Raw genomic sequence first — 24790 nt, 5'->3', positions numbered from 1 at the left:
AATAAGTATAGAAAAGTAAGGAGGAGTTACCCCCTCCTTAAAAAGGTATTACAGAATTATTTAGTCATTTGTTTTTCTGCATCAGCAAGCGCTGCATCTACAGTTTGACGACCGTCAACAACGTTGATGATTGCGTTCTTAGCCGCACCCCAGAATGCATTCATTTGAGGGATGTTTGGCATGATTTCGCCGTTCATTGCGTTATCCATTGTTGCCGCGATTCGTGCATCAGAATCTAGCTCACGTTGGAATGAGTTAAGTGCTACCGCGCCCAATGGCTTGTCATCATTAACTTTACGCAGACCGTCGTTAGTTAGCAGGTAGTTTTCTAGGAATTCTACCGCTAGGTCTTTGTTTGGTGACGCAGTGCTGATACCTGCTGTTAGAACACCAACGAATGGCTTAGAAGACTGACCTTGGAATTTAGGTAGTGTAGTCACACCGTAGTTGATGCCAGACTTCTCGATGTTGCCCCAAGACCACGGACCGTTGATAGTCATCGCAGTTTCACCTTGGTTAAACGCAGACTCAGATACTGAGTAATCCATATCTGCAGAAATTACGCCTTTGTCTACAAGACCTTTAACGAAAGACATAGAATCTTTCACACCTTGCTTAGCGATACCAGCGTCTTTAACGTCGTAGCCTTCAGAAGTGTATTTGAACGCGTAACCGCCATCAGCAGCCATTAGTGGCCACGTGAAGTACGGTTCTTTTAGGTTCCACATGATTGCAGATTTGCCGTCTTTCTTAAGTTTCGCGTCAAGCTCTGCAACTTCTTCCCAGCTCTTAGGTGGGTTAGGAACAAGATCTTTGTTGTAGATTAGAGATAGAGACTCAACCGCTACAGGGTAGCCGATAAGTTTGCCGTCGTAACGCACTGCATCCCATGCGAAATCAACGATGCCTTCCTGAATTTCTTTAGAAGGTTTGATTTCTGCCAAAAGACCAGCTTCTGCGTAACCACCAAAACGGTCGTGAGCCCAGAATACGATATCAGGACCGTCACCAGTCGCTGCTGTTTGTGGGAATCTATCTTGAAGGCCATCAGGGTGAGCCACTGTTACTTTAATACCAGTGTCTTCTTCAAACTTCTTACCAACTTCAGCAAGGCCGTTGTAACCTTTGTCGCCATTGATCCAGATAGTTAGTTGTCCTTCTTCGATGGCAGCATGAGCACCAAATGACCCCAAAGCAACAAGAGTACCTAGTGCTACAGCGCTTAACTTTTTCATGTTCGTATCCTTTGTTATATTTTTGATGTAGGGCTAGTCCATTGAGGTTCAGCCGTATTTCGACATATATCATCTGAAATAATCCAGTATGTCTCATCCTCCTAATCCCTACGCCCTATCAATTATGGCGTATTTTCGTGATCTATATCGTCAAGCATAGGAGACCCAAATCACAAAAAGGGCTTTTGTCGTGATCCACTTCAACTTTAGGTGGTGTGATAATGTGATTTCCGCCCAACTCCTTCATTACTCCTCCTTTTTTACTCCTCCCCGTCTACTCCCCCCACAATTATTTCGATTAGGAGGATGTGACAAAAGGAACAATCTTAGAAACTGCACCCATCCAAGAGTGGATGGTAAGAACCCTTTCCCAGCTATACCTATTAGTTAGGTGAAAATAGGCTGGTTTTGCATTGCCATACGAGTGGAATGTCATTGATTGGTGTTGTTTGTGGTTATTTTTTCACGGGGGAGACAACGCTATTAATGTGGGGGAGAGAAACTCGTACTTGGCTGTGACGGGTAGCACTTCTTAGGACAATTTATTGAAGTGCTACCCTACTTTTCTTATCAACCACCTTTACTTACCGATTCCTACTGTTACTGCTCGCTAGATAATTCATATAATGATGAGTGGTGAAAAATAAAAATTTGATCGAGGACGAGCTACATGGCGAGTGTCACGTTAAAAAATGTTTGTAAAGCGTATGGCGACGTATTGATTTCTAAAAACGTAGATCTGGAAATTAACGAAGGTGAATTCGTTGTTTTCGTAGGTCCATCAGGTTGTGGTAAATCTACCCTTCTACGTTGTATTGCCGGTCTAGAAGACATTACTTCAGGTGATTTATATATTGGTGACGAGCGCATGAATGACGTTGAACCATCCAAACGTGGTGTTGGTATGGTATTCCAGTCTTATGCTCTATACCCACACTTAAACCTTTATGACAACATGTCATTCGGTCTTAAGCTGGCTAAAGCAGACAAAGCTGAGATTGACAAACGTGTTGAACACGCAGCAGAAATCCTACAGTTAGGTCACCTGCTTGAACGTCAACCTAAAGCACTTTCAGGCGGTCAACGCCAACGTGTAGCGATTGGTCGAACTCTGGTTTCACAGCCAAACGTATTCCTGTTGGATGAGCCTCTGTCTAACCTTGACGCGGCACTACGTGTAAACATGCGTTCTCAAATCACTAAACTACAGCGCCAGCTGGGTTGTACGATGATTTATGTAACGCACGACCAGGTAGAAGCGATGACAATGGCAGATAAGATCGTCGTTTTGGATGGTGGTTATGTTTCTCAGGTTGGTAAGCCACTAGAGCTATACCATTACCCACAAAACCGCTTCGTTGCAGGCTTTATCGGTTCTCCAAAAATGAACTTCATGAGTGTATTTATTGAAGAAGCCGAAGCAGAACGCGTAAAAGTTCAGCTATCTAACGGCGTATCATTCTGGATTCCTGTTGACGGCACAACCGTTAACCGCGGTGACCGTATGTCTTTGGGTATCCGTCCAGAGCACTTACTATCCGCTTCAGAAGCAGATGCAAGCATTCACGGCGAAGTGATGATTGTTGAGAAGCTAGGTAACGAAACTCAGGTATACCTAAACCTTGAAGGTGCAGATGCTGACGTTATTTTCCGTCAACCAGATACGCTAGCTGTCGACCTTGGCGATAAATTGGAAATTGGTATCCCGGCACACCGTTGTCACCTATTCCACAGCGATGGTCGCGCATGTCGTCGCCTATTTAAAGAGAATGGCGTAGACGTCGAATAACTCATTCACCTCTAATTACTAAAAATCCCTCTCCTCACTTGAGAGGGATTTTTATATCCAGCCTAATAAAGCAAAAATATTCATCAAAACCACTCATAGCAATACGTCTAATTAAAAATAACCACAACTAATCCATTATTTTTCTGCTCAAAAGCTAGTTCATTAGGCCACTAGCTATATAAACCTTAGTCTAAATTTTCAGTCTACTTTCATCATACTTTTACTCATCCCTTGCTTCTAAGTACCAGCTTTATCTTAAATAAGAAGCTGAGCACCAAGTTTAAATTTCATTCTTAATTCCACTTACCTTTGCGCAACAAATTTTTAAACTTACTACCGAATTTAAGTGTTTTCGCAGTACAAAAGTTCGTTGAAAAATCTGTTCACTAATTAAAACGTTTACGGCACAACCTCTGGACAATAACTCCATTGGCGGTAGCGTGTCAGAAGGGAATCTAGGTAATGAAATACAAAGGACTTATTCGTTCTCATGAAGCAGAGTTCGCTTTTTTATATCGCATCGCCGATCTTACCGTCATTGTCTTCTTTATGCTGTTTCTGGTATTCAGAGGAACGCATACCACAATGGACAAGGACTACGTCATACTCTCATTTGTCGCTGGTATTTCATTTTTGTTGATGGCTGAGAGCGGCAACCTTTATCGCTCGTGGCGTACCAGCTCCTTTAAAGCACAAGCACTCATCACCTGTATGTCGTGGCTGATAACCGTCGCATTGCTGTTTGCGGTTATTTATTTTTCTGAAGTGTATCCATTGTTTGATCGCAGCATTTTAGGATTTTGGGTGATCATTACACCGCTTTTACTTTTAACGTGGAGACTGGCCTTCCGCACGGGCTTAGCGTATTTGCGAACAATGGGTTTAAACACTCGTACAGCCATCATTATCGGCCAAACCCCACACGGTATTACCCTAGCGAACGAAATACAATCTCATACCGAGCATGGTGTCTTGTTTGATGGTTTCTACGACGAACGTTCCATCGACAGACTCCCTCACTCCCAATACCCAATAAAAGGTCCTGTTGACCAAGCACTAGAACGCGCTAAAAAGGGCGACGTTGATTATGTTTATATCGCGATGCCGATGCATGCGAATGAGCGTATCGCATCGCTTCTTAATCAGTTCTCTGACACCACCGCGAACACATACCTCATACCAGATTTCTTTACCTATAACTTGTTGCATTCTCGCTGGGATCAAATCGGGCAGGTTCAGACTCTCAGCGTTTTCGACACGCCTTTCGCTGGTGTTTCATCCTGGATAAAACGTCTTGAAGATATCATTTTCTCAAGTCTGATCTTGCTCTTAATCTCGCCAATACTCATTGCGATAGCTATCGGCATCAAAACAACGTCCAAAGGACCAGTCATCTTTAAGCAGCACCGCTATGGTTTGGATGGTCGCAAAATTGCCGTTTGGAAATTCCGTTCCATGACCACCATGGATCAAGGTAGCCACATTAAACAGGCAACAAAAAACGACCCTCGTATTACCCCGTTTGGTGGGTTTCTACGCCGCACATCACTCGACGAGTTACCGCAGTTTTTTAACGTATTGCAAGGCACCATGTCCATCGTAGGACCGCGTCCTCACGCCGTTGCCCACAACGAAGAGTATCGTCAAATCGTCGACCGTTACATGCTGCGACATAAAGTAAAACCCGGCATTACTGGCTGGGCTCAAATTAACGGTTACCGAGGCGAAACCGATACCCTCGATAAAATGGAAAAACGCGTCGAGTTTGATTTGGAATACATCCACCAATGGTCGGTATGGATGGATATAAAAATCATATTCCTGACCGTATTTAAAGGATTCACCGGCGCTAACGCTTATTAAGGTAGAGACGATGAAGACGGCAACTCCAATCATTTCGCTACTCTTTTTGCCAATGTTCACTTTGGCAGAACCAATGGCGTATACAACCAGCTCAGGTATTGAATTTATTCCGCAAGTGAAAGCCTTTTATGAAGGCGACGACAACGTGAATAAAGACGAAGAGAACGCGAAGTCCATTAATACTTGGGGAGTAGAGCCAAGCCTGCTGGCCCGAATAGAGCGAAATCAATATCGCGCTAACCTTATGTACAAATTGAAATCGGGCTTCTCATCGGATGACAGTAATGATTACGATGATCATACGTTTCAATTCACCAATTTCTTTGAGTTTAATCACCGGAATCGTCTGGTCGTCGATTATCAATTCCGTGCCCAACATGAATTGAGAGGTGAGAACATCACAGAAGGCAACGGTGACGCGGTTGACTCGCCGATTCGATTCCACCGTAACGATCTAAAAACCAATTACATTTTTGGTTCCGAGGGGGCCAAAGGACGTTTCGAGTTCGGTATTAACTATAGCGACAAAACCTACCAAAACTATCACGACGGCTTAACGTTCGCACCAAATGCGAAAACAAAATACAACGACTTTAGAGCACCCAGTGCTCACGCTGAGTTTTATTTGCGAGCAACGCCAAGAACTTACTGGCTGATAGGTAGCAGACAAATTCAAACCGATTATAAGCACAGCAATCCAGCCATGGCATCCAGAGACAATACCGCGGGCTTTTACTATACCGGGGCACAATGGGAAGTAACCGGAAAAACACAGGGTATTGCTCGACTTGGCTACCAAATAAAAGACTTTGATAGCAATGAGCGAGAAACTTTTAAAGGCTTCAGTTGGGATATCGGCTTTGAGTGGTCACCTCAAGAGCAAACGCTGATAACAGTAAAAACAACTCAAGCTGCGGTGAATCCAGATCAAGATGGCGACTACAACCTGCAAACACGCTATCGAATTGATTTTAAGCATGACTGGAATAGCTACCTCGCCACAGAGTTAGGGTTCCTATACCAAGAAGATGACTACACCGGGGAGCTTTCGGGCCTTACTTTAAGAGATAGCAACTCAAGAGATAGCGAACGTTACTCGCTGTCTGCCGGCATCAACTATCAAATCAAACGTTGGATTCTGTTACAGGCCAACTGGCAATACCAAGATAAAACGTCAGACCGAACAGGCTATAGCTTCCAACAGAATGTTTGGACACTAAGCACTCAATTTTCGCTGTAAAAAGGATTTTTAATGAACCCATTAACGACGCTTATTAGCCTGGTTTTATTGCTATTTAGCACGTTCGCCACGGCTACAACGAATGAACAAGACTACCTACTTGATACCGGGGATACCATTTCGATACAAGTTTATGGTGAAGAAGATTTGTCGATTTTGAACATACAGATCACGTCTGACGGCTACTTTGATTACCCTTATCTCGGCAGAATTAAGGCTATCCAGAAGACGCCAAAACAGATTAAAGATGAAATTGAAATCGGACTTAAAGGCGATTACCTGATAGATCCAAAAGTCATGGTTACGATCAATAACTTCCGCCTTTTCTACGTCAATGGCGAAGTACGTAAACCCGGAGGTTTTGAATATCGTCCTGGGCTGACGATAGAAAAAGCGATCGCTCTTGCGGGTGGGCTCACTGACAGAGCATCACGCAAGGGAATTAACCTCACCAAACACAAGAGCGGTAAAACGGTAGAAAATGTCGATATGCACCTGAATGTTGAGCCTGGTGACATTGTATTTATTGATCAAAGCTTCTTTTAAGTGACAGGTAATCAAATGAACGGAACTCACCCAAGCACCTTCCCGATGAACAAAGTAGAACTGATTCGTTTTGGTCATCACTATAATACGCTCAAAAAGAACTGGTTGAGTATTGCTGCTTTTACCTTAATTTTCTCTTTGGCCTGCACCTGGTACATCTACTCGAAAACATCGATTTACCAAGCAACAGCGACACTTTTGATTCAAGAAGAGCAAAAAAGCGCTTTGTCCATAGAAGAAGTCTATGGCGTGGATACGACCAAGAAAGAGTACTTCCAGACTCAAGTGGCGATTTTACAGTCGAACCACATCGCGGATAAGGTTATCCAAGGCCTTAACTTGACTCAGTATCCCGAGTTCACGAGTACAGGTGGGCTAAAACAAACCATTGATAACATAAAATCAATTCCACTGGTTCAAGACTTACTCAACGTTACGCCAAACCCAACAGAAACAGCGCAGTATTCCGATACCTATTATCGAGCACTGCAAACGTTTAAAGACAAGCTAGAAATAGAACCTGTCCGCAATACGCAAATGGTTAAAATCCGTTTTCGATCGGTGGATCCTAAACTAGCAACACAAGTCGCCAATGCGGTGGGTCAAGCCTACATCGACACAAACTTTGAAGCGAAATTAGTCGTAACACAAAATGCCGCAACCTGGCTGACCAACAACTCGCAAAAGTTAGAACAGCGTTTGAGAGATTCAGAACAGGCTCTGCAAGACTTCTTATTGCAAGAGGGACTGATTGATATCAACGGTATCGATGAAATTTACGCCAATGAGCTGGAAGAGCTCAACCGAAAACTCAACACCGCTGTTAACAACCGTATTGAAGCGCAGTCTTTGATTCAGCTTCTCAGACGCAAATCATCGCAAAGCTTAGATAGTCTGCTGTCGATAGATGAGTTCGCCAACCAAGTACAGATCCGTGATCTTAAACTCTCGGAGGCTCAGGCGGAGAAGAACTTGTCCGAACTGGCACAGCGTTACGGACCTAAGCACGATCGTATGATTCAGGCGAAAGCCCAATTAGATTCGATCCAAACCAGAACCCAACAACTAATTCGCGAGATTTCGTTCAGTAAGCAGCAAGACTTACTGTCAGCAAAATCTCAGGAAGACATGTTGCGTGCTGAGTTAAATCGCAAAAAAACAGAGTTCCAATCATTGGGTTCACAAAAAGCGCGCTATGAACAACTCAAGCGAGAAGTTGAATCCAACAAAGCGCTTTACGAAGCGTTCTTAAACCGAGAGAAGGAAACCAGTGCGACCAGCGACTACAAAAATGTCACTGCTCGTTTCACAGATAAAGCCATTATTCCTCTGTTTCCCGTTGCGCCACAGAGAATGAAGCTGGTTCTTATTGCAACAGTATTCGGGTTTGCGATTGCCTGTGCGCTCGTCATCATTTTAGAAACATTGCGTGAGGTGATAAGAACCGCATCGGATGTTGAAGAAAAACTAGGCGTGACCTGCTTGGGCACTATCCCACTCGTCAAAAGTCGTCGCTTGCGTAAAAGTGGACTCAGCTACACAGCTTACTTAGACAGGAATGAAAAACTGTTTAGTGAAGCGTGTCGCTCCGTCAGAACCTCTCTGTTACTCAGACTGACCAACGCAAAACAGAAAGTTCTGCCCTTTACTTCTGCTATCCCGGAAGAAGGGAAAACGTCCACCAGCATTAATATGGCCGTGTCTTTTTCTACCATGGAAAAGGTATTGATCATTGACTGCGACCTTCGCCAACCTTCATTGGCCAAAAGGTTCGACATTGCCGAATCTCAACCGGGATTAACCAACATACTTACGATGGATACGGCCATTAAAGACTGCATTGTGAGAGTGGAAGAAGCAAAGCTGGATGTTTTGCCAGCAGGATTAATTCCGCCAAATCCGCAGGAACTGTTAGCCTCGGCACGATTTAAGAAGCTATTGGATTACCTTCAGGAAAAATACGACCGCATCATTATTGACACACCACCATTACTGTCAGTGAGCGATGCTCTGATTTTGGGTCAGTATGCGAATGGCCTGATTACCGTTATTCGTGCAGAGTCAACCAAGGCACAACTGGTTAACGTTGCGTTATCCAAACAATTACAACATTCCGTACCATCTCTTGGCGTGCTTATTACACAGGCAAAATCTAAGGAAGGGGAAGCGTTATATGTCCACAAATACGCCTACTAAACAAGTGTCTTGGTACCAAACGCTGAAGCGTCAGGAACAGCCCGTATTGATATACCAAATGGGAAAAGTGGGTTCGAGTGCACTCGAAAAGTCGATTGAGGGATCGATCCATCTGCATGACCTGATGTCCATTTCGGCGTCAAAACAGATCTCCCCTGTGCGAGCACAGTTATACAAACCAAAAACCAACTACGTCAAGCGACTACTGAAACGGGCCATTATGATCAACATGCTAAAACGTAAACAGCATGTGCGTATTATCTCGCTGGTCAGAGAGCCTATTGGCAGAAACATATCCATGCTCTTTCAATCACTCCCTTTTTGGGTCGCTGATAAATACCTCAAAGATGACAGTGCCGTACGTTCAGAGCGTCCTCAACTGCTTCATGAAGCGTTTGAGGAGCATGTGAATCATCACTATCCGCTTGAGTGGTTTGACAACGAAATCAAAGCACTCACAGGAATAGATGTTTTTATTCATCCGTTTGATCATGAGCTTGGTTATCAAACCTATCAAAAGGGCAATTTCTCTTTGATGGTGATTAGAACCGACAAACTGGACCAGTCACAGCAGGCGATCAGTGAATTTTTGCAGCAAGACATCCAAGTGACTCATGACAACCAATCGGAAAACAAGTGGTACTCGCCACTTGCCACTGAGTTCAAGAGCTCTTACCAACTCAAACCAGAGTTTGTTGAGGACATGCTTTCTTCAAAGCTTGCTATGCATTTCTTTACGAGCTCTGAAATTGACAACATCAAGAACAAATACACACAGAAACAGCTTGGTAGATAAATGAAGATACTGCATATAATTAATGACTTATCTAACAACGGGGGAGCACAACGCTTTCTGGTTGACCTTGTTGTTAAGCATAAGCCCCACTACGAAGTAAAGATACTGGTTCTGAATAAAGACAATGACTTCGAGACCCAGCTAAATGAAAACGGGGTCAGTTTCTATTACTGGCCTTCCCTGTCGATAAAAGAAAAGTGGAGGCTGTTGCGCTGGCCAAACCTGATCCACAGCCATTTATTTCCTTCGATATACGTCGCTTTACTGGCGATTGGTAAGAAACGGGTACAAACCGAACACAATACGACGAATAGACGCAGAGATTACCCTGCCTTTAAGTTTATGGAGTATCTGATGTACCAAAAACATCAGAAAACGATTTGTATCACCAATAAAGTAAGAGAAGAGTTAGTCAGGTTCTTGCCGAGATACAAGGATCGCTACGACGTTATTTACAATGGCGTCGACTTAAATCGTTTCTCCAGAAAAGCCAAATCGTATAGCAGAATTCAACCAGACAGCCCAATCAATATCGGGATGGCAGGCAGACTTCATGGCTATAAAGATCACCCGACGCTCATAAAGGCTATCGCTAAATTACCGGAACACTACCACCTTCATTTAGCGGGTGACGGTGATAAAAAACAACAGCTGCAAGATTTAGCGCAACAATTAAATTGCGCTCACCGTGTGCACTGGCATGGTGTCATCTCAGATGTGCCGACTTTTTTATCCAATCTTGATGTGTATGTTCAATCTTCAATTATTGAAGGCTTTGGGCTGGCGGCCGTGGAAGCGATGGCTGAAGGGTTGCCCGTTTTAGGCTCGAATGTTCCGGGATTAGATGAAGTGATTGGTAACGACTCCTACTTATTTGAACTAGGAAACGAACAGGAATTAGCCGATAAGATTGAGATAATTTGCAGTAGCCAAGCCCATTATGAAATGGCTACCCAATTTTTTGTCGAACGTTGTAAATCTTTCACTCTGGAACAATTCAGAGAGAGCTACTACAAGGCTTATGATGAACTCTATGCCAGTAAGTAATCACATTCCTCTGCTGGCTGCGTTTACCCTAGCGCTCTTTTTTGTGCCAGTGAAAATTCAAGCTGGAAGTATTGCGCTAGCGCCGAGTGATGTCGCAAGTCTTCTCTCTCTGGGATTAAGTGCGCTTGTTGTTATGGAAAGCAAAACACGCAAGCTCCTGCATCCGTGCATCGGATTTGTATTGCTGTTCACCGGTTATGTGTTTATTAACGGTCTGCTTAATCGTGTGCCCTTGATGCCTCTCATTACCGAAACCGTTCAGTGGGTAGCGATTCTTAGTCTGCTCGGATTACTGTTCGCTTATGGAGCTTTCGAAGATGAACGAGTCATGGTGTACTTTTCTTATATTCTCTTCGTTATTTGCTGTCTGGTTGCCGCTTGGCATTTTGCCCAAGGTTATCAAAGTGGATTCAAGCTTCTTGGGGTCAGTAAGTATGGTTTTGGCCTGCTCTGCTCGTTGCTCTATTTATATCGAGACAAAATTCGCGCCTTCCATATTTTAATGCTGATAGCACTGGTCTTACTGGTTTTATCGCAAGAGCGCAAAGCCCTGCTTGGCTTTTGTTTATTGTTTCTTTTGGATCAGCTTTTCATTAAGAGTTTGATGAGAAAAACCGTCAGTGAAACATATACCTGGACCATATTACTGACGCTAAGTTTCGCGGCATTGGCTGCGGTGTCCATCACTTCATATGTGGGCTTCGACACGCTAGCCGATCAGCTAGAGTTCACCCAAGAAGACATCTTGTTTGCCAATCAGAGTGAAGCGAGGTGGGTATCCAATTTGCACCGAAAACTTTTACTCGCTAATGGTTTCGACATTCTGAAACAGCATCCCATCTTAGGTGTGGGAGCCAAAATGTTGCCTAGCATCATGGTCAATTACTTTAACTATCAAGAGCTGGCGATTTACACCCATAACTTTGTTCTAGATACCGCCATTGAGTATGGGTTACTGGGTATAGCGCTGTTGTTCGGTGGATACTTTTTTTTCATCAAATTTTGCTTCTATAGCTTAAATGAGAACCGCAAAAGCCTGCTACTCGCAGCGTACGCGCTCATTATGGTCTGCTTCGTTGCGGTAAATACCACGATTATTTTAATCCTGTTACTACCGGTAATGCTCAGCATAAAACGCACGGATGAATCCAGCCGCATGCCTTCATGTTCGGGAATTAAAGCCACCAATTTTAATAATCAAGGACTTGATCAATGAAATATTCAATCGCTCGACAATTTGAAAAGAACCGAGAGCTTCGAGCTGACAACTTTGTCTTGGTTTACCAGATGGGCAAAGTCGGCTCATCTTCCATTGAACACACATTGGGAGAGCGTAATATTCCCAGTTACCACATCCATACCTTTGATGATCATGAGGAGTTCCACATGTATCACAACAAACGCGATGTGAAGAAATTCTTCGATTTCAAAAACCGTGCGATTTACCGTTTGGTCCTTAACCAAAGAAAACGAATTCTGCAAAAACGCGAACAGATAAAAATCGTCACTTTAGTGCGTGACCCTATCGCAACTGTATTGTCTCGCTTTTTCCAGGACCTTCATTTTCAGTTTATCGAAGGTAAAAAAAACGAAGCGATCCACAACGACATGGACGTGACCTACCAGCATTTGGAGCACTGCTTCGACAACTACATTAACCTCAACTATTTTGCCGACTGGTTCGACAACGAACTGAAACGTAACTTCAACATCGACGTATTGGACCAGAAGGTTGATAACACCCAGCCTTTCTTTACCTTTATCAACAGTCAGGCAGAAGTACTGTTAATTAAGTGCGAAAAGCTCAGCTCGCTAGACCGAGAGATTGGCCAGTTCTTGAATGTCGACAATTTTGAGTTGAAGAATAGCAACGAAGCGAAAAACAAATGGTATTCAAACATCTATCAGTACTTTAAGCAGCAATACGATTTTTCTAAGTTGTTCTACATGTACGACTTGCCGCTTTATCAACATGTTTACTCAGTTCAAGAGCGAGACGCTTTTAAGTCCAAATGGCAGCAAACTCCGGGAACCAAGTCATCATGAAAAAAGTACTGCATATAACCGAATCTTTTGGTGGTGGTGTTCAAACGGCACTTTACAGTTACACGCACTCTTCCCGTCATGAACCTTATCAGCATTTTCTGGTTGCCAGAGCTCGCGAAAATGATTTAACCAATGACAGCGACCACGATGTATTTTCACGTGTTCAATGGGTAAAGGGTGGACTGCTGCAGTTCATCAAAGATGCAAATAAAACAATCGATGAAGTCAAACCAGATATTGTTCACCTACACTCGAGCAAAGCAGGCTTTTTGGGGCGTTTTTTGCGACTCAACAACGCACGATTAGTTTACACGCCCCACTGCTACGCATTTGAGCGGGAGGATATTTCAGGCTTTGCTCGACAACTCTATAAAACGTTAGAGCGCTTGCGGTTAGATAGAATCGATATCGTGGCGGGATGCAGCCAACGTGAATGTGACTTAGCCATCAGCATCGGCGCCAAGCAGGCTGAGTTACTTAATAACTACGTATCTTATCAAAGTGAAGAGCGCGAAAGCCGAGATAAAGCCGCCGCATTGAAACTGGTGGTACTTGGCCGGGTCGCACCTCAGAAAGACCCTCAGTTTCTGATTGATACTCTTTCCCACCTTGATGTTGCGACACTCAATCGTCAGTTTGAGATCACCTGGATTGGTGGTGGCGACCAAGAGCTTGAACAGCGTTTAAAAGACCAAGGCGTACACGTGACTGGCATGCTTCCTCGTAGTGACGTTATGAAGCAATTAAAAGCGTCGGATATTTATCTGCACACTGCCGCTTGGGAAGGCATGCCCCTAACGATTCTCGAGGCCGCTAAGCTGCATCTCCCAATGGTGATTCGCAAGATTGGTGCGACAGAAGCTCTGAACTATCCATTTTTGGCGCAAACGCCGCAAGAAATGGCAAAACAGCTGACCCACTGTATTAACCATTATCACGATATTGATTTTGGCCAATACACGACTGAATTGAACGACACATTCAGTGAAGAAAAGCAGCGTCTCGCTTTAAATAGCATCTACCGTTAGAGATATTACATGTTTCACGCCTTTCAACAAAAAAGACTGTCTGCGCCCAGCGAACAAAAAAGCTTGTTCTCGCTTGGCTTAAAAACCGCGCTTACCAGAGTGTTCAGCGCATTGTTTGCATTTCTGCTTGCAGTCATGGTGTCCCGAACCACAGATGCCTCGATAGCAGGTCAGTTTTTCTTCTTATTTAATCTGGTATCACTGACCGCGATTATTTCTCAGTTGGGCTTTGACGTGGCTTTGGTGAGATACAACGCCATAGCCTTTAGCAGTCACAATGCTCAGCAACAAAGCGATAATTACAAAACAGCGTTATCCCGAAGCTTTGCATTTTGCGTCCCGGCCGGACTGGTCATTTTTGCCGGATTCTATCTATTCCCCGAGACAGTCAATCAGACCAATGCCCCACTACCAGCCGTTGCACTCGCGTTACTCTGTGTTCCTTTCTTAGTACTTGGACAAACCAATAGCCGAGTCTTGCAAGCGAGCAAAAAAGTGGTCTCTTCGCTATTCGCTTTGCAATTGGGTGTGAGTATGCTGATGGTGTTTGCCATTGCTGCTTTAGCCATGTTTGGCCTGCAAAGTCTCAACTATCTCATGGCAGCTCTACTGCTAACATGCGTGATTGTTGCCACGACATCGACAACAAACTGGGTGAGATCGGGGCAATTTCGCAAACCAACGTCAACGCCTAATCTCCAACTAACGGCTTCAGCCAAACAAGTCTGGATTGGGAGCATATTTAACAACGTTCTTCAGTGGGGAAGTCTCGTCATCGCAGGGTTCTTCATTTCCGCTTCAGAGATTGGCTTGTTAGCCGCAGCCCAACGGACCTCACTATTGATCGGCTTTGTGTTAATCACTATTAACTTTGTCGTCGCTCCAATGTTTGCGTCACTTTACAAAGAAGGTGAGATGGACAAATTACGCAATTTGAGCCGGATGGCCTGTCGAATGAACATTGCAGCCGCATTAATTCCAGTGTTGATTTGTACACTGTACCCTGTATTTGTACTGAATTTTTTTGGCGAAGAGTTTGTCGCTGCCGCGCCTCTTCTTGTGGTGCTGTCCCTCGGTCAATTGGTCAACGTTGCCACTGGCTCGGTCGGGTTTCTGCTTTTAATGAGCGGACATGAAAAAACAATGAAATACATCACCATTGGCTCTGGAACCATCTCGATTTTGCTGCTGCTCGTCTTGTGCCACGTTCACGGTGTTATTGGCGCAGCTTGGGCTATGGCAATCGGAATGGCGATACAGAACCTTGCTGCACTGTACTTTGTTAAACGTTATTTAGGCTTCTTTCCAGTGGGTTAATTATGTCATCGATAATTGCACGTATAACTTTAGGCTTGGTGTCTCTACTGACCGTTAGCCTTTCACTGTGGAAAAGTTCTGATTTGAGTCATGTGACTTATCTCAATATGGAGCACTATGTCGGCGGATCAACGACGCTCCACTTTACCTTCAGTCTGCTGATTGGCCTCTGTGCCGTATTTGCATTTCCCCACCATGCCAGACCAATCAAAGCAGATGCTTTTGGAATTCGCCTTTTGCTGTGTCTGCTGTTAATAATTTCACTCGAAGAGTTTAGTCAGCTTTTTATCCCCAACCGCACATTCAGCGTTGCGGATCTCAGTACCAATTGGAGCGGCATGTTACTTGGTTACTTTGCCGCTAAGGTATGGCTTAGCATACGAAATCACTAAGCTGTCGGTTTTAGCCAACTGAGGATTAATGAGCGACGTGCACTGAAATAAGCACCTCGAGGTTATTCAGGTATCGCTATATAATGCATTTACATAACCTTGAGAAGCGAGTGCTGCATGTCATCTCATCCAACAACCATCACCTTTTTTGAATTTCTGACCCCTTTGATCACATCGGGCAAAAAAACCATCACGATACGAGATAAGTCAGAAAGTCACTACATCCCAAATACCGAAGTGGAAGTCTTTACTTTAGAGACTAACCGCAAGGTCTGTGACATCAAAATCCTATCGGTAAATCCACTTAACTTTGATGAAATCAACGAGTTCCACGCAGAACAAGAAGCCATGGAGTTACCAAAGTTAAAGCAGCTGATTAGGGAGATTTACCCTGATACTGACACACTTTTCGTTATTGAATACGAGTTGATCAAAACAAACTAGACGACTGGTCTAATTTTAATTATAGTACGTCCCATGAACGCTAAGACTAACGACACACGCCAACACATTCTCGAGGTCGGATACGAGTTAATCGTAACCCGAGGCTTTACGAGCGTTGGACTTTCCGAGCTTCTAAAAACGGCAGCAGTGCCAAAGGGCTCGTTTTATCATTACTTTAAATCCAAAGAGCAGTTTGGTGAGGCTTTGATTGAGGCTTACTTCGATCGCTACTTTCACAAGTTAGATGAGCTCTTTATCAATACTAATCGCAACGGATACCAACGTCTGATGAGCTACTTTGAAGAGTTAGCCAAAGTTGAACAAGATGTATGTAATGCGAACAAATGTCTGTTAGTCAAACTTAGCGCGGAAGTTTCTGACCTTTCCGAACCAATGCGACTTGCACTACGTCGTGGAGCCGACAAATCAATTCAAGCCATCGCGGACTGTATTGATGTTGGCATTCAAGACGGATCAATTGCAAATGGTGACAGTGCTTTGTTAGCAAGGCAACTCTACTACCTTTGGAATGGTGCAAGCTTACTCAACAAGCTGTATCAAGATCAGACGGCACTGACGCAGAGTCTGACCTATACTCAAGATCTATTGCAGAACACACGCACTTTATCGTAAGTGGCTTCAACAACGCAGTAAGAGAACAACCCTATAAGTGTCTGTTTAAGGCTAGCCTTTGCAGACACAAAATACTTTCCCGCTCTCAGAGCGGGATATTTTGCAATAAAAACTAGACGACCGGTCTAATTTAAGGTGAAAATAACATGACAGACGCACTTAACCGCAGAATCGTACTTGCATCACGTCCACACGGCGCACCAACAACTGAAAACTTTAGACTGGAAGAAGTGGCAAAGCCAGTACCAAAAGATGGTGAAATGTTGTTAAGAGCCGTTTACCTATCACTAGACCCTTATATGCGTGGTCGTATGAGTGATGCGGAATCTTACGCAGAACCAGTTGCAATTGATGACGTAATGGTTGCAGGAACCGTGTGTCAGGTTGAAGTATCAAACCACCCAGATTACGAGGCGGGTGAATGGGTACTCGCTTACACTGTGGGTTGGCAAGACTACGCGATTTCAACCGGTGAAATGGTCATCAAGCTGGGTAAAAATCCACAAAACCCTTCGTATGCACTAGGCGTAGCAGGCATGCCTGGCTTTACGGCATACATGGGATTGCTTGATATCGGCCAGCCAAAACCAGGGGAGACTATCGTCGTTGCTTCGGCAACCGGCCCCGTTGGCTCAACGGTCGGTCAAATTGCAAAACTTAAAGGCTGTCGCGTAGTCGGTATTGCCGGTGGTGAAGAGAAATGTCGCTATGCAAAAGAAGAGTTGGGCTTCGATGAGTGTATTGATCATAAAGCCGACGATTTCGCGCAACAATTGAAAAATGCATGTGACAATGGCATCGATGTCTACTTCGAAAACGTAGGCGGCAAGGTATTCGATGCGGTACTTCCGCTGCTTAATACAAACGCCCGTATTCCTGTATGTGGTTTGATTTCTCAATACAATGCGACCGAGCTTCCACAAGGCACAGACCACCTGCCACTACTGATGGTTAACATTCTGACAAAGAGAATCAAAGTTCAAGGATTCATCATTTTTGATGACTACGGACACCGTTACGATGAATTTGCGCAAGACATGAACCAGTGGTTGGCAGAAGGAAAGATCCAATACCGTGAACAACTCGTACAAGGCCTGGAAAATGCACCTGATGCGTTCATCGGTCTGCTCGAAGGAAAAAACTTCGGCAAAGTTGTTGTTCAGGTAAACAACCCTCTGTAAATATAGGATAAAGAATGATTAAACTTCACCATCTCAATCAGTCTCGCTCGAAACGCATTATCTGGTTACTCGAAGAGCTCAATGTGAGCTATGAAGTCGTACCGTATATACGTGACAAAGTGACTTTTTTGGCTCCTCCAGAGCTTAAAAGTGTACATCCACTAGGCAAGTCACCAGTTCTGGAAGATGACGGTGAAATCATCATTGAGTCAGGCGCAATTACAGAGTATCTGATCGAAAAATACGGCGACGGTCAACTTGCTCCAGAACGCGGAACGAAAGCTCATACGCAGTACTTGCAGTGGATGCACTTTGCTGAAAGCTCGGCGATTTTACCAATATTGCTGAAAGTCTTTGTAAGCAAAGAACCAACTCAAACAGAGTTCTTATCAGGCTACGCAGATAAAGAAACCATGAGTGTTTTGAATTACTTCGAGCAAGCTTTGGAAGAGAAAACCTATCTGGTAGAGGAGCGCTTAACCGGAGCAGACATCATGATGTCTTTCATAGTGGAATTGGTACATAAGTTTGGCATGAGCAATCATTTCCCTAATATTGAAAGTTATGGAAACCAACTTGCCACTCACGAGGGGTTCTCGAAAGCAGAACAGCTCGAAGTCAAATACGCTTAACTTTGGCCTTTTGGTGTAAGCGACACACCTAACAGGCTCATAATCAATCATCACCGAGATGCTTGGTTCACAGAAACGCACTGCCTCACAAAAGCAACTGCTCTCTGAATCAAGCACTCGTTTTTAGCAACTGGCTACCCTTACGCATCAACATCCATTTCACTCTTAAATTCAAGCAGTTCAACGTAGTACTTTTCTGATTTCATCCAGTTTTGGAACATAGTCACCGACTATCAATTCAATAAGTACAATCCGCTTTCCACCAGAATCTATCCATAATAATCTTCCCTACAAGCCCTGAGTTAATACCAATAAAAAGAGGCGCATTACGCACCTCTAATTCGTAAGGAGATAAGTATGATTAGCTTCGACTTCTTTAAGCTCTTCGATACTCAAGAGTTGTTTATCTATTACTAGGGTCTGTTAACCTTTCGTGGTTAAATTTTGTTCGGATGGGGACGCCTAGTCAAAAGCATTTTAATCGTGGCGAGAGGTTTGTAGCCTAGTAATTCTAAGCAAAACACCTCTCAACAAAGAGTAAAATGCTTTTAGCCGAACCCTTCGGGCAGCGTTTGTGGCTCCTTTCTACTACGTTATCGGCTTATCAGGTAGGTAAACTACATTTCAAAGCCTCTGCCTTGCATAAAGAACCCACAAACTGCTGCAAAAATCAGCTCGAAAGGTCAACAGACCCTAACTTTTAGCCACGGCTTTGATAAGTACCGAGGTATCCATACGCCCAAGACCGTCAAGCTGTAGGTCAGCGTATTGTTGATCAACCATTTGGGTTAACGGAAGCTGCAAACCAACACGCTCAGCTTCTTTAAGGCAGAACCCTAGATCTTTGCGCATCCAGTCAATCGCGAAGCCAAAGTCGAATTTATCTTGCGCCATGGTCTTGGCACGGTTTTCCATTTGCCATGACCCAGCGGCACCATGTTTCAGTGTTTCGACAACTTGTTCAATATCTAAACCAGATTTTTGAGCCAGTAGCAGAGCTTCACTCAAGCCTTGCAGTATACCGGCAATACAAATTTGATTGACCATTTTGCATCGTTGCCCCTGGCCATTCTCACCCAGCAACGTAATTTGTTTTGCGTAGACATCCATCGCAGGCGCAACCTGTTCAAAGACATTCGAATTACCGCCACACATGATGGTTAGGACACCATTTTCAGCACCCGCCTGACCACCAGAAACTGGGGCATCGATAAAATGATTACCAACCTTAGTGCAAGCGTCCGCCAGTTCGACAGCCAAATCTGCGGAAGTCGTGGTGTGATCGACTAATACAGCGCCCGGCTTAAGACCAACCAGAAGCCCTTCTTCGCCATAAACCACACTACGAACGTCATCATCATTGCCTACGCAAGTAAATACGATGTCACATCCTTCTGCCGCTTGTGCAGGTGTTTCACAGGCAACACCGTTGTATTCTTCTGCCCACTGGTCAGCTTTTGCTTTTGTGCGGTTGTATACTTTGGTTTCGTAGCCAGCTTTACTTAAATAGCCTGCCATTGGGTAGCCCATTACACCCAAACCAATAAATGCTACACGTTGTTTTTCCATTGCCTGCTTCCCTAATCAACTGAATTTAAATCTTTTGTAACATGCTACTAAAGAATTCTGCTTTTTACTCGTAATTTATCTCTGATTTTCACAAAGGAAACTGCATGATTGAAGGACAGAATCAATGCTGTAAACACGCGACCAGTTTAAATTCGCGAGAAATAAAGTGTGACTTATGTCAGAATACCCCATCACTCAACAAACCGGCAAAGTAATGAATTATCACGCTGCTATTTTTGATATGGACGGTTTGCTTCTTGATACTGAGCGTGTCTGTATGCGCGTGTTCCAAGAAGCCTGCAAAGTACAACAACTTCCTTTTTACAAGGAAGTATACCTGTCAATCATTGGGCGTAATGCCGCAGGTATTGAAGCCATTTTCCGCAAAGCTTATGGAAATGATCTGGACCGCCTGCATCAAGAATGGCGAACCCGTTACAACGCTGTAGTCAAGCACCAGGCGATTCCTGTAAAAGAGGGCGTCGTTGAACTGCTAGAATGGCTGAAAGAGCAGAGTTTGCCTATCGCCGTTGCGACATCGACAGCTAAGGATGTCGCTAAGATCAAACTTGAACTGGCAGGGTTGAGCAAATATATCGACAACCTGACGACAGGCTGTGAAGTAAGCAATGGTAAACCTGACCCGGAAATCTACTTACTTGCTGCCAACAGACTGAATGTTGAACCGACTAAGTGCCTGGCTTTTGAAGATTCAAACAATGGTGTGCGTGCCGCTGTCGCCGCTAATATGTCGACTTATCAGATCCCAGATTTGGTAGAGCCATGTGACGAAGTACGCCAATTCGGTCATTCTATCGTCCCTTCGCTACACGATGTGCTGAAAGAATTGAAACAAACTCGATAACACACCTGCTCTTCACAATAAGCTCAGCCTAATGGTTGAGCTTTTTTCATTTTTCGCTTAATACCAAATCGCCTGCTATTTTTTATCTGTCTCTTATTTTGTGCAGTTTCCACTCGCAATGCGTCATATGATCAATCATAGAGATGAATGAGTATAAGTTTGCAACAAAGTGTCAACGTACCGCTCACAGCACAGTTTTACGCTATTAACTCGTTGATAATGAGAACTATTGGTTCATATGAAACCAGTCAGCCAAAAATATAAAATGGAGAGTGTTATATGTCTTTACGTTTATTAGCAGCAACCTTTGCACTTGTTGGAGTAAGCTTTGGCGCACAAGCCAGTGCCGAGTGTGAAGTATCTCTGGATGCTAACGATATGATGCAGTTTTCTACCAAAACTCTGAGTGTCCCGGCAACGTGTAGCGAAGTAACGTTGACTCTGAACCACACTGGTAAAATGCCGGCGCAGTCAATGGGTCACAACGTTGTTATTGCAGATACAGCCAATATTCAGGCAGTTGGTACCGACGGCATGAATGCAGGCGCTGATAATAACTACGTTAAGCCAGATGACGAGCGAGTTTATGCCCACACGGACATCATTGGTGGCGGAGAAAGTACAAGCATCACGTTCAGCACAGAAAAAATGACCGCGGGCGGTGACTACTCTTTCTTCTGTTCATTCCCTGGCCACTGGGCAGTCATGCAAGGCAAGTTTGAATTCAAATAAAATCTTGTGCCCTCGCGTGATATAAAGATTTAAGGGAAGCTCAGGCTTCCCTTTTTAATCGAAACTCAACATTAGTTCTCAGGTTAGCAGCCTAAAAACAGGAAAAGTCATGCCTACAAACCTCTGATCGTCTTATTCGATACCGTGCAGTTCCTTCCAGTTTCCCGGGTGTACAACATAACCAAATAACGCGTGTCCGCCATAAACTAACTCGGTACCTTCAGGAATCCAAAGCATCTGTCCGGGGCGAACAAAATGGGTTTCTCCATTTGCGGTCAGTTCAAAACACCCTTCTATGACGAAAACCACTTCATCATAAAGTACCGTCCACGCAACTTCTGCGCCTTCCCACTTAGCAAAACCAACACCAATATTTGGTGAAATCTCCGGGCTGAGAGCTCTTGCTACATAAGCCATGCCGGGAGTATCACCGCGCACGTTGAAGTCGAGTGTTTTGCTATCTACGAGTTTTACTTGCTTCATAATTCACTCCGGCTTTGCCACTTAGCTAATTGAATACGACTCCTCACTCCCATACCCAAAAACGGCTCTGGCGGATTCAGGCTAGGCATACCGGTTACTTGTTGAATGTCATCCAGCAATTTGGAGGTCGCCCCTACTGCATAATCCGCAAGTAAAGTGCCGGAAATTGTTCCCCATGCGGCCCCAACGCCATTGTCACAAGCACTGGCATACACCCCTTTGTCGAGCTGACCAAAGAAATTGGTGAAGTTTCGAGAGATGGCATAAACGCCGCCCCACGTGTGAGTAAAAGGTACATCGGAAAGTTCTGGATAACGGGCCAAGAACACTTGACGATGATCTTCTTGAATACTCTGCCTCATTTTGTCACTGACACTTGAGCCATACTTAGGTACATGTTTGTAAGTATTACGAATCAGTATTCGGCGATCCGCTGTCATACGAAGCGTCGTCCCCGCATGATCAGCCGGAGTCAGCCCCCAGTTCAATTCACCACCATAACGCTGCATTTCGGCGTCCGTCAGAGGACGTGTCCAGCTCGCGAACGTCATCACACCGGAAGCAGTCGATTTTTCAGGTAGCCAAACTCTCGAGTAAAAATACTGGTTCCTAGTAACAATTCTGGTGTGCGAACTGAGCCTTTATCGCCATGCAACACCCAATTGTCATTCTCTTTACTCAGGCGGCGAATAGGAGAGTTTTCTAGCACTTCTACGTTATCAGGCAAGCTCTCACCCAAGCCGTGAACTAGAGCTGCTGGCTGCATTAAATAACCACCTGGAGTGTAAATGGCTCGGCTGTAGTAATTTGTACCGAGTACTTTTGCAAGTTCTGCTCGATCCACGTGGAAATACGGTTCGCCCAAGTCTTTCATCAAGTGCTCAAAGTGATCGAGATAAGCCTCGCCCCTTTCTCCAACCGCGCCCTGATATTTACCTTTTGCTGACCACTGGCAATCAATATTGTATTTGCTGATCAAACAATCTAATTGACCGATCGCAGAACGGTTTAACGCCAGTAACTTCTGCTTATGAGCTGGGTCCGGATGCTCTAAAGAAAACTTATGCGGTAAGTCGATCACAAATCCAGAATTTCTCCCTGAGGCTCCCTGACCTATGCGCTGCGCATCAATCAAGAGAATTCGTGCATCAGGTTCATGCTCAGCTAAACGTCTCGCCATCGCAAGGCCCGCAAACCCAGCGCCCAATACCACGTAATCTGCATTTATATTCCCTTGCAACGAAGGTTTTGCTGGCGTTTTTGGTAGCGCGTGATACCAGCCACATGTTGCATCATCGTTTGGTAAATGAATCATTGTCGGCCTCCGTTACGCCGCAGATTGTTTTAGTGATAATTGTTCGAGCCAAGGCGAGCGCAGAGACTGGACTTTTCTACCTAGCAGTGCAAATCCAATCATTGAACCTTCCACCGAGTAACACGCTGCTGTTAATTCCTCACCTTGCTTTTCTATGTGCCACTGTCCTTGTGCATTAGGTGAGACAGGGAAGATGGTTAACGGAAGAATCGGTGTTTTCACAATCACTGGTGTTGGCGTTAACGTGATAGGCGTCATTTCACCCAATAGGCTCTTCGCCAAAGACGGAATCATTTGGTTGATAGGCGCAATATACGGCTGCCAGCCTTGTTCGGTTTCAACACAGTCCCCTAACGAGTAAATGTTTTCATCACTTGTCTGGGCAAATTGGTTTACTTTAATGCCGCGGCCAATTTCCAGCCCTGCTTGCTCAGCCAGAGAAACATTAGGTTTAAGCCCCACAGCACTCAGGATCAAGTCCGCGGTGATCTTTTTCCCGCTCGTCAGGTGGAGTTCCGCGCTGGTGTCAGCCATTGGCTCAATTTTCGCAATGCTGTCTTGCAGTAACCACTGTACGCCACGTTCACTTAGGGCATTTTGTAGTGATTCGCCCAACGGCTGTGGAATCATGCGCTCCATTGGCCACTGCCCTAAACCAATGACACTGACTTCAAAACCACTTTCAATCAGGTCGTTAGCAAACTCACAGCCAATTAAGCCATCACCCAGAATAGCGATGCGCTTTTTGCCTTGAAGTTGAGAGCTAAAATGACGGTAATCAACCAGATCATTGACGCTAACCACGTACGAACGGTCACCTTCAATAGGAATTTCAATAGGTGATGCTCCCGTCGCTAGCACCAGACGGCTATAACGGTACTGACCAATCGATGTGTGTAATGTTGAGTTAGCGCGATCAATATGCTCGACACGGGTATGTGGGTAAACTCGAATATTTAAACGATTCTCCCACTCCAATGCACTTTCCGTTTGCAGTGCATCACCATTTTTGCCCATTGCCAGAGCATTCGAAAGCGCTGGTTTACTGTACAGAGCACCATCGTCACAGGTAAAGACGGTAATTGGAACATTGGCAGACTGAGCTCGAAGCGCCGAAGCCAACTGATAACCACTATGTCCACTGCCAATAATGACAATAGGATCCGTCGAAAAGACTGGCTGGCTCACTGAAGGAGGAAGTGGTTGATCCAATGGCGTTGAACCCGTACCCGATAAAACAGGCGCAACAGCCTCTTCTTCAATCACATCACCCGTGATTTCAATCATTTCGAAATCAGCCTTTCCAACCAAGCAATCTGGGCATAACCAATCATCCGGCACATCTTCCCATGCCGTTCCTGGAGCAATCCCATCAGCAGGCCAACCTTGTGCTTCATCGTAAATTAAGCCACAAATAATACAGAGCCACTTTTTCATCACT

24 protein-coding genes are annotated in these 24790 nt (G+C 44.6%); 18 read left to right on the top strand and 6 right to left on the bottom strand.

Annotation, left to right across the window (positions count from 1 at the left end):
* Positions 1 to 56 precede the first annotated feature (56 nt).
* The gene (gene malE / locus L9Q40_RS19600) at positions 57 to 1235 is read right to left on the bottom strand and encodes a maltose/maltodextrin ABC transporter substrate-binding protein MalE (RefSeq protein WP_014234864.1); all 1179 of its coding nucleotides are present in this window, start codon (positions 1233 to 1235) and stop codon (positions 57 to 59) included.
* 670 nt (positions 1236 to 1905) lie between these two features.
* On the opposite strand from malE, the gene malK reads away from it, so the two are divergent.
* The 16 genes from malK to L9Q40_RS19520 all read left to right on the top strand — a co-directional run bounded on the left by malK (position 1906) and on the right by L9Q40_RS19520 (position 18385).
* A complete protein-coding gene (malK, locus tag L9Q40_RS19595; RefSeq protein ID WP_014234865.1) occupies positions 1906 to 3024 on the top strand; it encodes a maltose/maltodextrin ABC transporter ATP-binding protein MalK in 1119 nt (372 codons plus the stop codon).
* Between the two features lie 462 nt (positions 3025 to 3486).
* Positions 3487 to 4887, top strand: a complete 1401-nt coding sequence (locus tag L9Q40_RS19590; protein ID WP_498794289.1) for an undecaprenyl-phosphate glucose phosphotransferase — start codon at positions 3487 to 3489, stop codon at positions 4885 to 4887.
* Between the two features lie 10 nt (positions 4888 to 4897).
* Entirely contained in the window at positions 4898 to 6127 is a 1230-nt protein-coding gene (locus L9Q40_RS19585; RefSeq protein ID WP_498794288.1) for an outer membrane beta-barrel protein, read from the top strand.
* 12 nt (positions 6128 to 6139) lie between these two features.
* Positions 6140 to 6673 (top strand): polysaccharide biosynthesis/export family protein, encoded by a 534-nt coding sequence (locus L9Q40_RS19580; protein ID WP_498794287.1) that lies wholly within the window; start codon positions 6140 to 6142, stop codon positions 6671 to 6673.
* A 15-nt stretch (positions 6674 to 6688) separates the two neighbouring features.
* Positions 6689 to 8869, top strand: a complete 2181-nt coding sequence (locus L9Q40_RS19575; protein ID WP_498794286.1) for a GumC family protein — start codon at positions 6689 to 6691, stop codon at positions 8867 to 8869.
* Positions 8847 to 9665, top strand: a complete 819-nt coding sequence (locus L9Q40_RS19570; RefSeq protein ID WP_020335425.1) for a putative capsular polysaccharide synthesis family protein — start codon at positions 8847 to 8849, stop codon at positions 9663 to 9665. The genes L9Q40_RS19575 and L9Q40_RS19570 overlap by 23 nt, the downstream gene beginning before the upstream one ends.
* On the top strand, positions 9666 to 10712 hold the full coding sequence (locus L9Q40_RS19565) for a glycosyltransferase (protein WP_498794285.1): 1047 nt from the start codon (positions 9666 to 9668) through the stop codon (positions 10710 to 10712).
* Positions 10690 to 11928 carry an O-antigen ligase family protein gene (locus L9Q40_RS19560; protein ID WP_498794284.1) on the top strand — a complete coding sequence of 413 codons (1239 nt, stop codon included), beginning with the start codon at positions 10690 to 10692 and terminating at the stop codon, positions 11926 to 11928. Before L9Q40_RS19565 ends, L9Q40_RS19560 begins: the two co-directional genes overlap by 23 nt.
* On the top strand, positions 11925 to 12758 hold the full coding sequence (locus tag L9Q40_RS19555; protein WP_329354149.1) for a putative capsular polysaccharide synthesis family protein: 834 nt from the start codon (positions 11925 to 11927) through the stop codon (positions 12756 to 12758). Before L9Q40_RS19560 ends, L9Q40_RS19555 begins: the two co-directional genes overlap by 4 nt.
* Positions 12755 to 13786, top strand: a complete 1032-nt coding sequence (locus L9Q40_RS19550; RefSeq protein ID WP_498794283.1) for a glycosyltransferase — start codon at positions 12755 to 12757, stop codon at positions 13784 to 13786. The genes L9Q40_RS19555 and L9Q40_RS19550 overlap by 4 nt, the downstream gene beginning before the upstream one ends.
* Before the next feature lie 9 nt (positions 13787 to 13795).
* A complete protein-coding gene (locus L9Q40_RS19545; RefSeq protein ID WP_498794282.1) occupies positions 13796 to 15103 on the top strand; it encodes an oligosaccharide flippase family protein in 1308 nt (435 codons plus the stop codon).
* Between the two features lie 2 nt (positions 15104 to 15105).
* Complete coding sequence (locus L9Q40_RS19540; protein ID WP_498794281.1) at positions 15106 to 15495, top strand: VanZ family protein; 390 nt, start codon at positions 15106 to 15108, stop codon at positions 15493 to 15495.
* A gap of 117 nt (positions 15496 to 15612) precedes the next feature.
* The gene (gene yqfB, locus L9Q40_RS19535) at positions 15613 to 15939 is read left to right on the top strand and encodes a N(4)-acetylcytidine aminohydrolase (RefSeq protein ID WP_065298141.1); all 327 of its coding nucleotides are present in this window, start codon (positions 15613 to 15615) and stop codon (positions 15937 to 15939) included.
* A 33-nt stretch (positions 15940 to 15972) separates the two neighbouring features.
* Positions 15973 to 16572, top strand: coding sequence for a TetR/AcrR family transcriptional regulator (locus tag L9Q40_RS19530; protein WP_498794280.1), 600 nt, complete (start codon positions 15973 to 15975; stop codon positions 16570 to 16572).
* Positions 16573 to 16718: 146 nt separating this feature from the next.
* Positions 16719 to 17753 (top strand): NADPH-dependent curcumin/dihydrocurcumin reductase, encoded by a 1035-nt coding sequence (gene curA, locus L9Q40_RS19525; protein WP_422835037.1) that lies wholly within the window; start codon positions 16719 to 16721, stop codon positions 17751 to 17753.
* 14 nt (positions 17754 to 17767) lie between these two features.
* On the top strand, positions 17768 to 18385 hold the full coding sequence (locus tag L9Q40_RS19520; RefSeq protein WP_239946663.1) for a glutathione S-transferase family protein: 618 nt from the start codon (positions 17768 to 17770) through the stop codon (positions 18383 to 18385).
* Positions 18386 to 19078: 693 nt separating this feature from the next.
* Here the strand turns inward: L9Q40_RS19520 and L9Q40_RS19515 are convergent.
* Positions 19079 to 19954 carry an NAD(P)-dependent oxidoreductase gene (locus tag L9Q40_RS19515; protein ID WP_498794279.1) on the bottom strand — a complete coding sequence of 292 codons (876 nt, stop codon included), beginning with the start codon at positions 19952 to 19954 and terminating at the stop codon, positions 19079 to 19081.
* A gap of 214 nt (positions 19955 to 20168) precedes the next feature.
* Between L9Q40_RS19515 and L9Q40_RS19510 the strand changes: the two genes are divergently transcribed.
* Both L9Q40_RS19510 and azu read left to right on the top strand, forming a co-directional pair.
* Entirely contained in the window at positions 20169 to 20819 is a 651-nt protein-coding gene (locus L9Q40_RS19510) for an HAD family hydrolase (RefSeq protein WP_498794365.1), read from the top strand.
* Between the two features lie 279 nt (positions 20820 to 21098).
* A complete protein-coding gene (azu, locus tag L9Q40_RS19505) occupies positions 21099 to 21551 on the top strand; it encodes an azurin (protein WP_498794278.1) in 453 nt (150 codons plus the stop codon).
* 132 nt (positions 21552 to 21683) lie between these two features.
* Here azu and L9Q40_RS19500 read toward each other — a convergent pair whose 3' ends face one another.
* Genes L9Q40_RS19500 through L9Q40_RS19485 form a run of 4 tightly spaced genes read right to left on the bottom strand, consistent with a single transcriptional unit; the run spans position 21684 to position 24786 of the window.
* Positions 21684 to 22034: a EutQ-related cupin domain-containing protein gene (locus L9Q40_RS19500; RefSeq protein WP_014234884.1), complete on the bottom strand. Its 351-nt coding sequence runs from the start codon at positions 22032 to 22034 to the stop codon at positions 21684 to 21686.
* On the bottom strand, positions 22031 to 22585 hold the full coding sequence (locus tag L9Q40_RS19495) for an FAD-dependent oxidoreductase (protein WP_498794277.1): 555 nt from the start codon (positions 22583 to 22585) through the stop codon (positions 22031 to 22033). Before L9Q40_RS19495 ends, L9Q40_RS19500 begins: the two co-directional genes overlap by 4 nt.
* Positions 22585 to 23349, bottom strand: coding sequence for an NAD(P)/FAD-dependent oxidoreductase (locus L9Q40_RS19490; protein WP_498794276.1), 765 nt, complete (start codon positions 23347 to 23349; stop codon positions 22585 to 22587). The genes L9Q40_RS19495 and L9Q40_RS19490 overlap by 1 nt, the downstream gene beginning before the upstream one ends.
* Before the next feature lie 12 nt (positions 23350 to 23361).
* Entirely contained in the window at positions 23362 to 24786 is a 1425-nt protein-coding gene (locus L9Q40_RS19485) for an FAD-dependent oxidoreductase (RefSeq protein ID WP_498794275.1), read from the bottom strand.
* Between the last annotated feature and the right edge of the window lie 4 nt (positions 24787 to 24790).

Source organism: Allocatenococcus thiocycli, assembly GCF_921292965.1.
Taxonomy (GTDB): domain Bacteria; phylum Pseudomonadota; class Gammaproteobacteria; order Enterobacterales; family Vibrionaceae; genus Vibrio; species Vibrio natriegens.
The sequence above is the reverse complement of the archived record's forward strand: the minus strand, read 5'-3'. Positions and strand labels throughout refer to the sequence as shown.

Excerpts from the sequence above, each read along its gene's own strand:
- yqfB (WP_065298141.1), top strand. The coding sequence starts at position 15,613 with ATGTCATCTCATCCAACAACCATCACCTTTTTTGAATTTCTGACCCCT.
- L9Q40_RS19520 (WP_239946663.1), top strand. The coding sequence starts at position 17,768 with ATGATTAAACTTCACCATCTCAATCAGTCTCGCTCGAAACGCATTATC.
- L9Q40_RS19570 (WP_020335425.1), top strand. The coding sequence starts at position 8,847 with ATGTCCACAAATACGCCTACTAAACAAGTGTCTTGGTACCAAACGCTG.
- L9Q40_RS19575 (WP_498794286.1), top strand. The coding sequence starts at position 6,689 with ATGAACGGAACTCACCCAAGCACCTTCCCGATGAACAAAGTAGAACTG.
- L9Q40_RS19500 (WP_014234884.1), bottom strand. The coding sequence starts at position 22,034 with ATGAAGCAAGTAAAACTCGTAGATAGCAAAACACTCGACTTCAACGTG.
- L9Q40_RS19580 (WP_498794287.1), top strand. The coding sequence starts at position 6,140 with ATGAACCCATTAACGACGCTTATTAGCCTGGTTTTATTGCTATTTAGC.
- L9Q40_RS19540 (WP_498794281.1), top strand. The coding sequence starts at position 15,106 with ATGTCATCGATAATTGCACGTATAACTTTAGGCTTGGTGTCTCTACTG.
- malK (WP_014234865.1), top strand. The coding sequence starts at position 1,906 with ATGGCGAGTGTCACGTTAAAAAATGTTTGTAAAGCGTATGGCGACGTA.
- L9Q40_RS19545 (WP_498794282.1), top strand. The coding sequence starts at position 13,796 with ATGTTTCACGCCTTTCAACAAAAAAGACTGTCTGCGCCCAGCGAACAA.
- L9Q40_RS19490 (WP_498794276.1), bottom strand. The coding sequence starts at position 23,349 with ATGATTCATTTACCAAACGATGATGCAACATGTGGCTGGTATCACGCG.
- L9Q40_RS19510 (WP_498794365.1), top strand. The coding sequence starts at position 20,169 with ATGAATTATCACGCTGCTATTTTTGATATGGACGGTTTGCTTCTTGAT.
- L9Q40_RS19550 (WP_498794283.1), top strand. The coding sequence starts at position 12,755 with ATGAAAAAAGTACTGCATATAACCGAATCTTTTGGTGGTGGTGTTCAA.
- L9Q40_RS19485 (WP_498794275.1), bottom strand. The coding sequence starts at position 24,786 with ATGAAAAAGTGGCTCTGTATTATTTGTGGCTTAATTTACGATGAAGCA.
- L9Q40_RS19590 (WP_498794289.1), top strand. The coding sequence starts at position 3,487 with ATGAAATACAAAGGACTTATTCGTTCTCATGAAGCAGAGTTCGCTTTT.
- curA (WP_422835037.1), top strand. The coding sequence starts at position 16,719 with ATGACAGACGCACTTAACCGCAGAATCGTACTTGCATCACGTCCACAC.
- L9Q40_RS19530 (WP_498794280.1), top strand. The coding sequence starts at position 15,973 with ATGAACGCTAAGACTAACGACACACGCCAACACATTCTCGAGGTCGGA.
- L9Q40_RS19555 (WP_329354149.1), top strand. The coding sequence starts at position 11,925 with ATGAAATATTCAATCGCTCGACAATTTGAAAAGAACCGAGAGCTTCGA.
- malE (WP_014234864.1), bottom strand. The coding sequence starts at position 1,235 with ATGAAAAAGTTAAGCGCTGTAGCACTAGGTACTCTTGTTGCTTTGGGG.
- L9Q40_RS19585 (WP_498794288.1), top strand. The coding sequence starts at position 4,898 with ATGAAGACGGCAACTCCAATCATTTCGCTACTCTTTTTGCCAATGTTC.
- L9Q40_RS19515 (WP_498794279.1), bottom strand. The coding sequence starts at position 19,954 with ATGGAAAAACAACGTGTAGCATTTATTGGTTTGGGTGTAATGGGCTAC.
- L9Q40_RS19560 (WP_498794284.1), top strand. The coding sequence starts at position 10,690 with ATGAACTCTATGCCAGTAAGTAATCACATTCCTCTGCTGGCTGCGTTT.
- L9Q40_RS19565 (WP_498794285.1), top strand. The coding sequence starts at position 9,666 with ATGAAGATACTGCATATAATTAATGACTTATCTAACAACGGGGGAGCA.
- azu (WP_498794278.1), top strand. The coding sequence starts at position 21,099 with ATGTCTTTACGTTTATTAGCAGCAACCTTTGCACTTGTTGGAGTAAGC.
- L9Q40_RS19495 (WP_498794277.1), bottom strand. The coding sequence starts at position 22,585 with ATGACGTTCGCGAGCTGGACACGTCCTCTGACGGACGCCGAAATGCAG.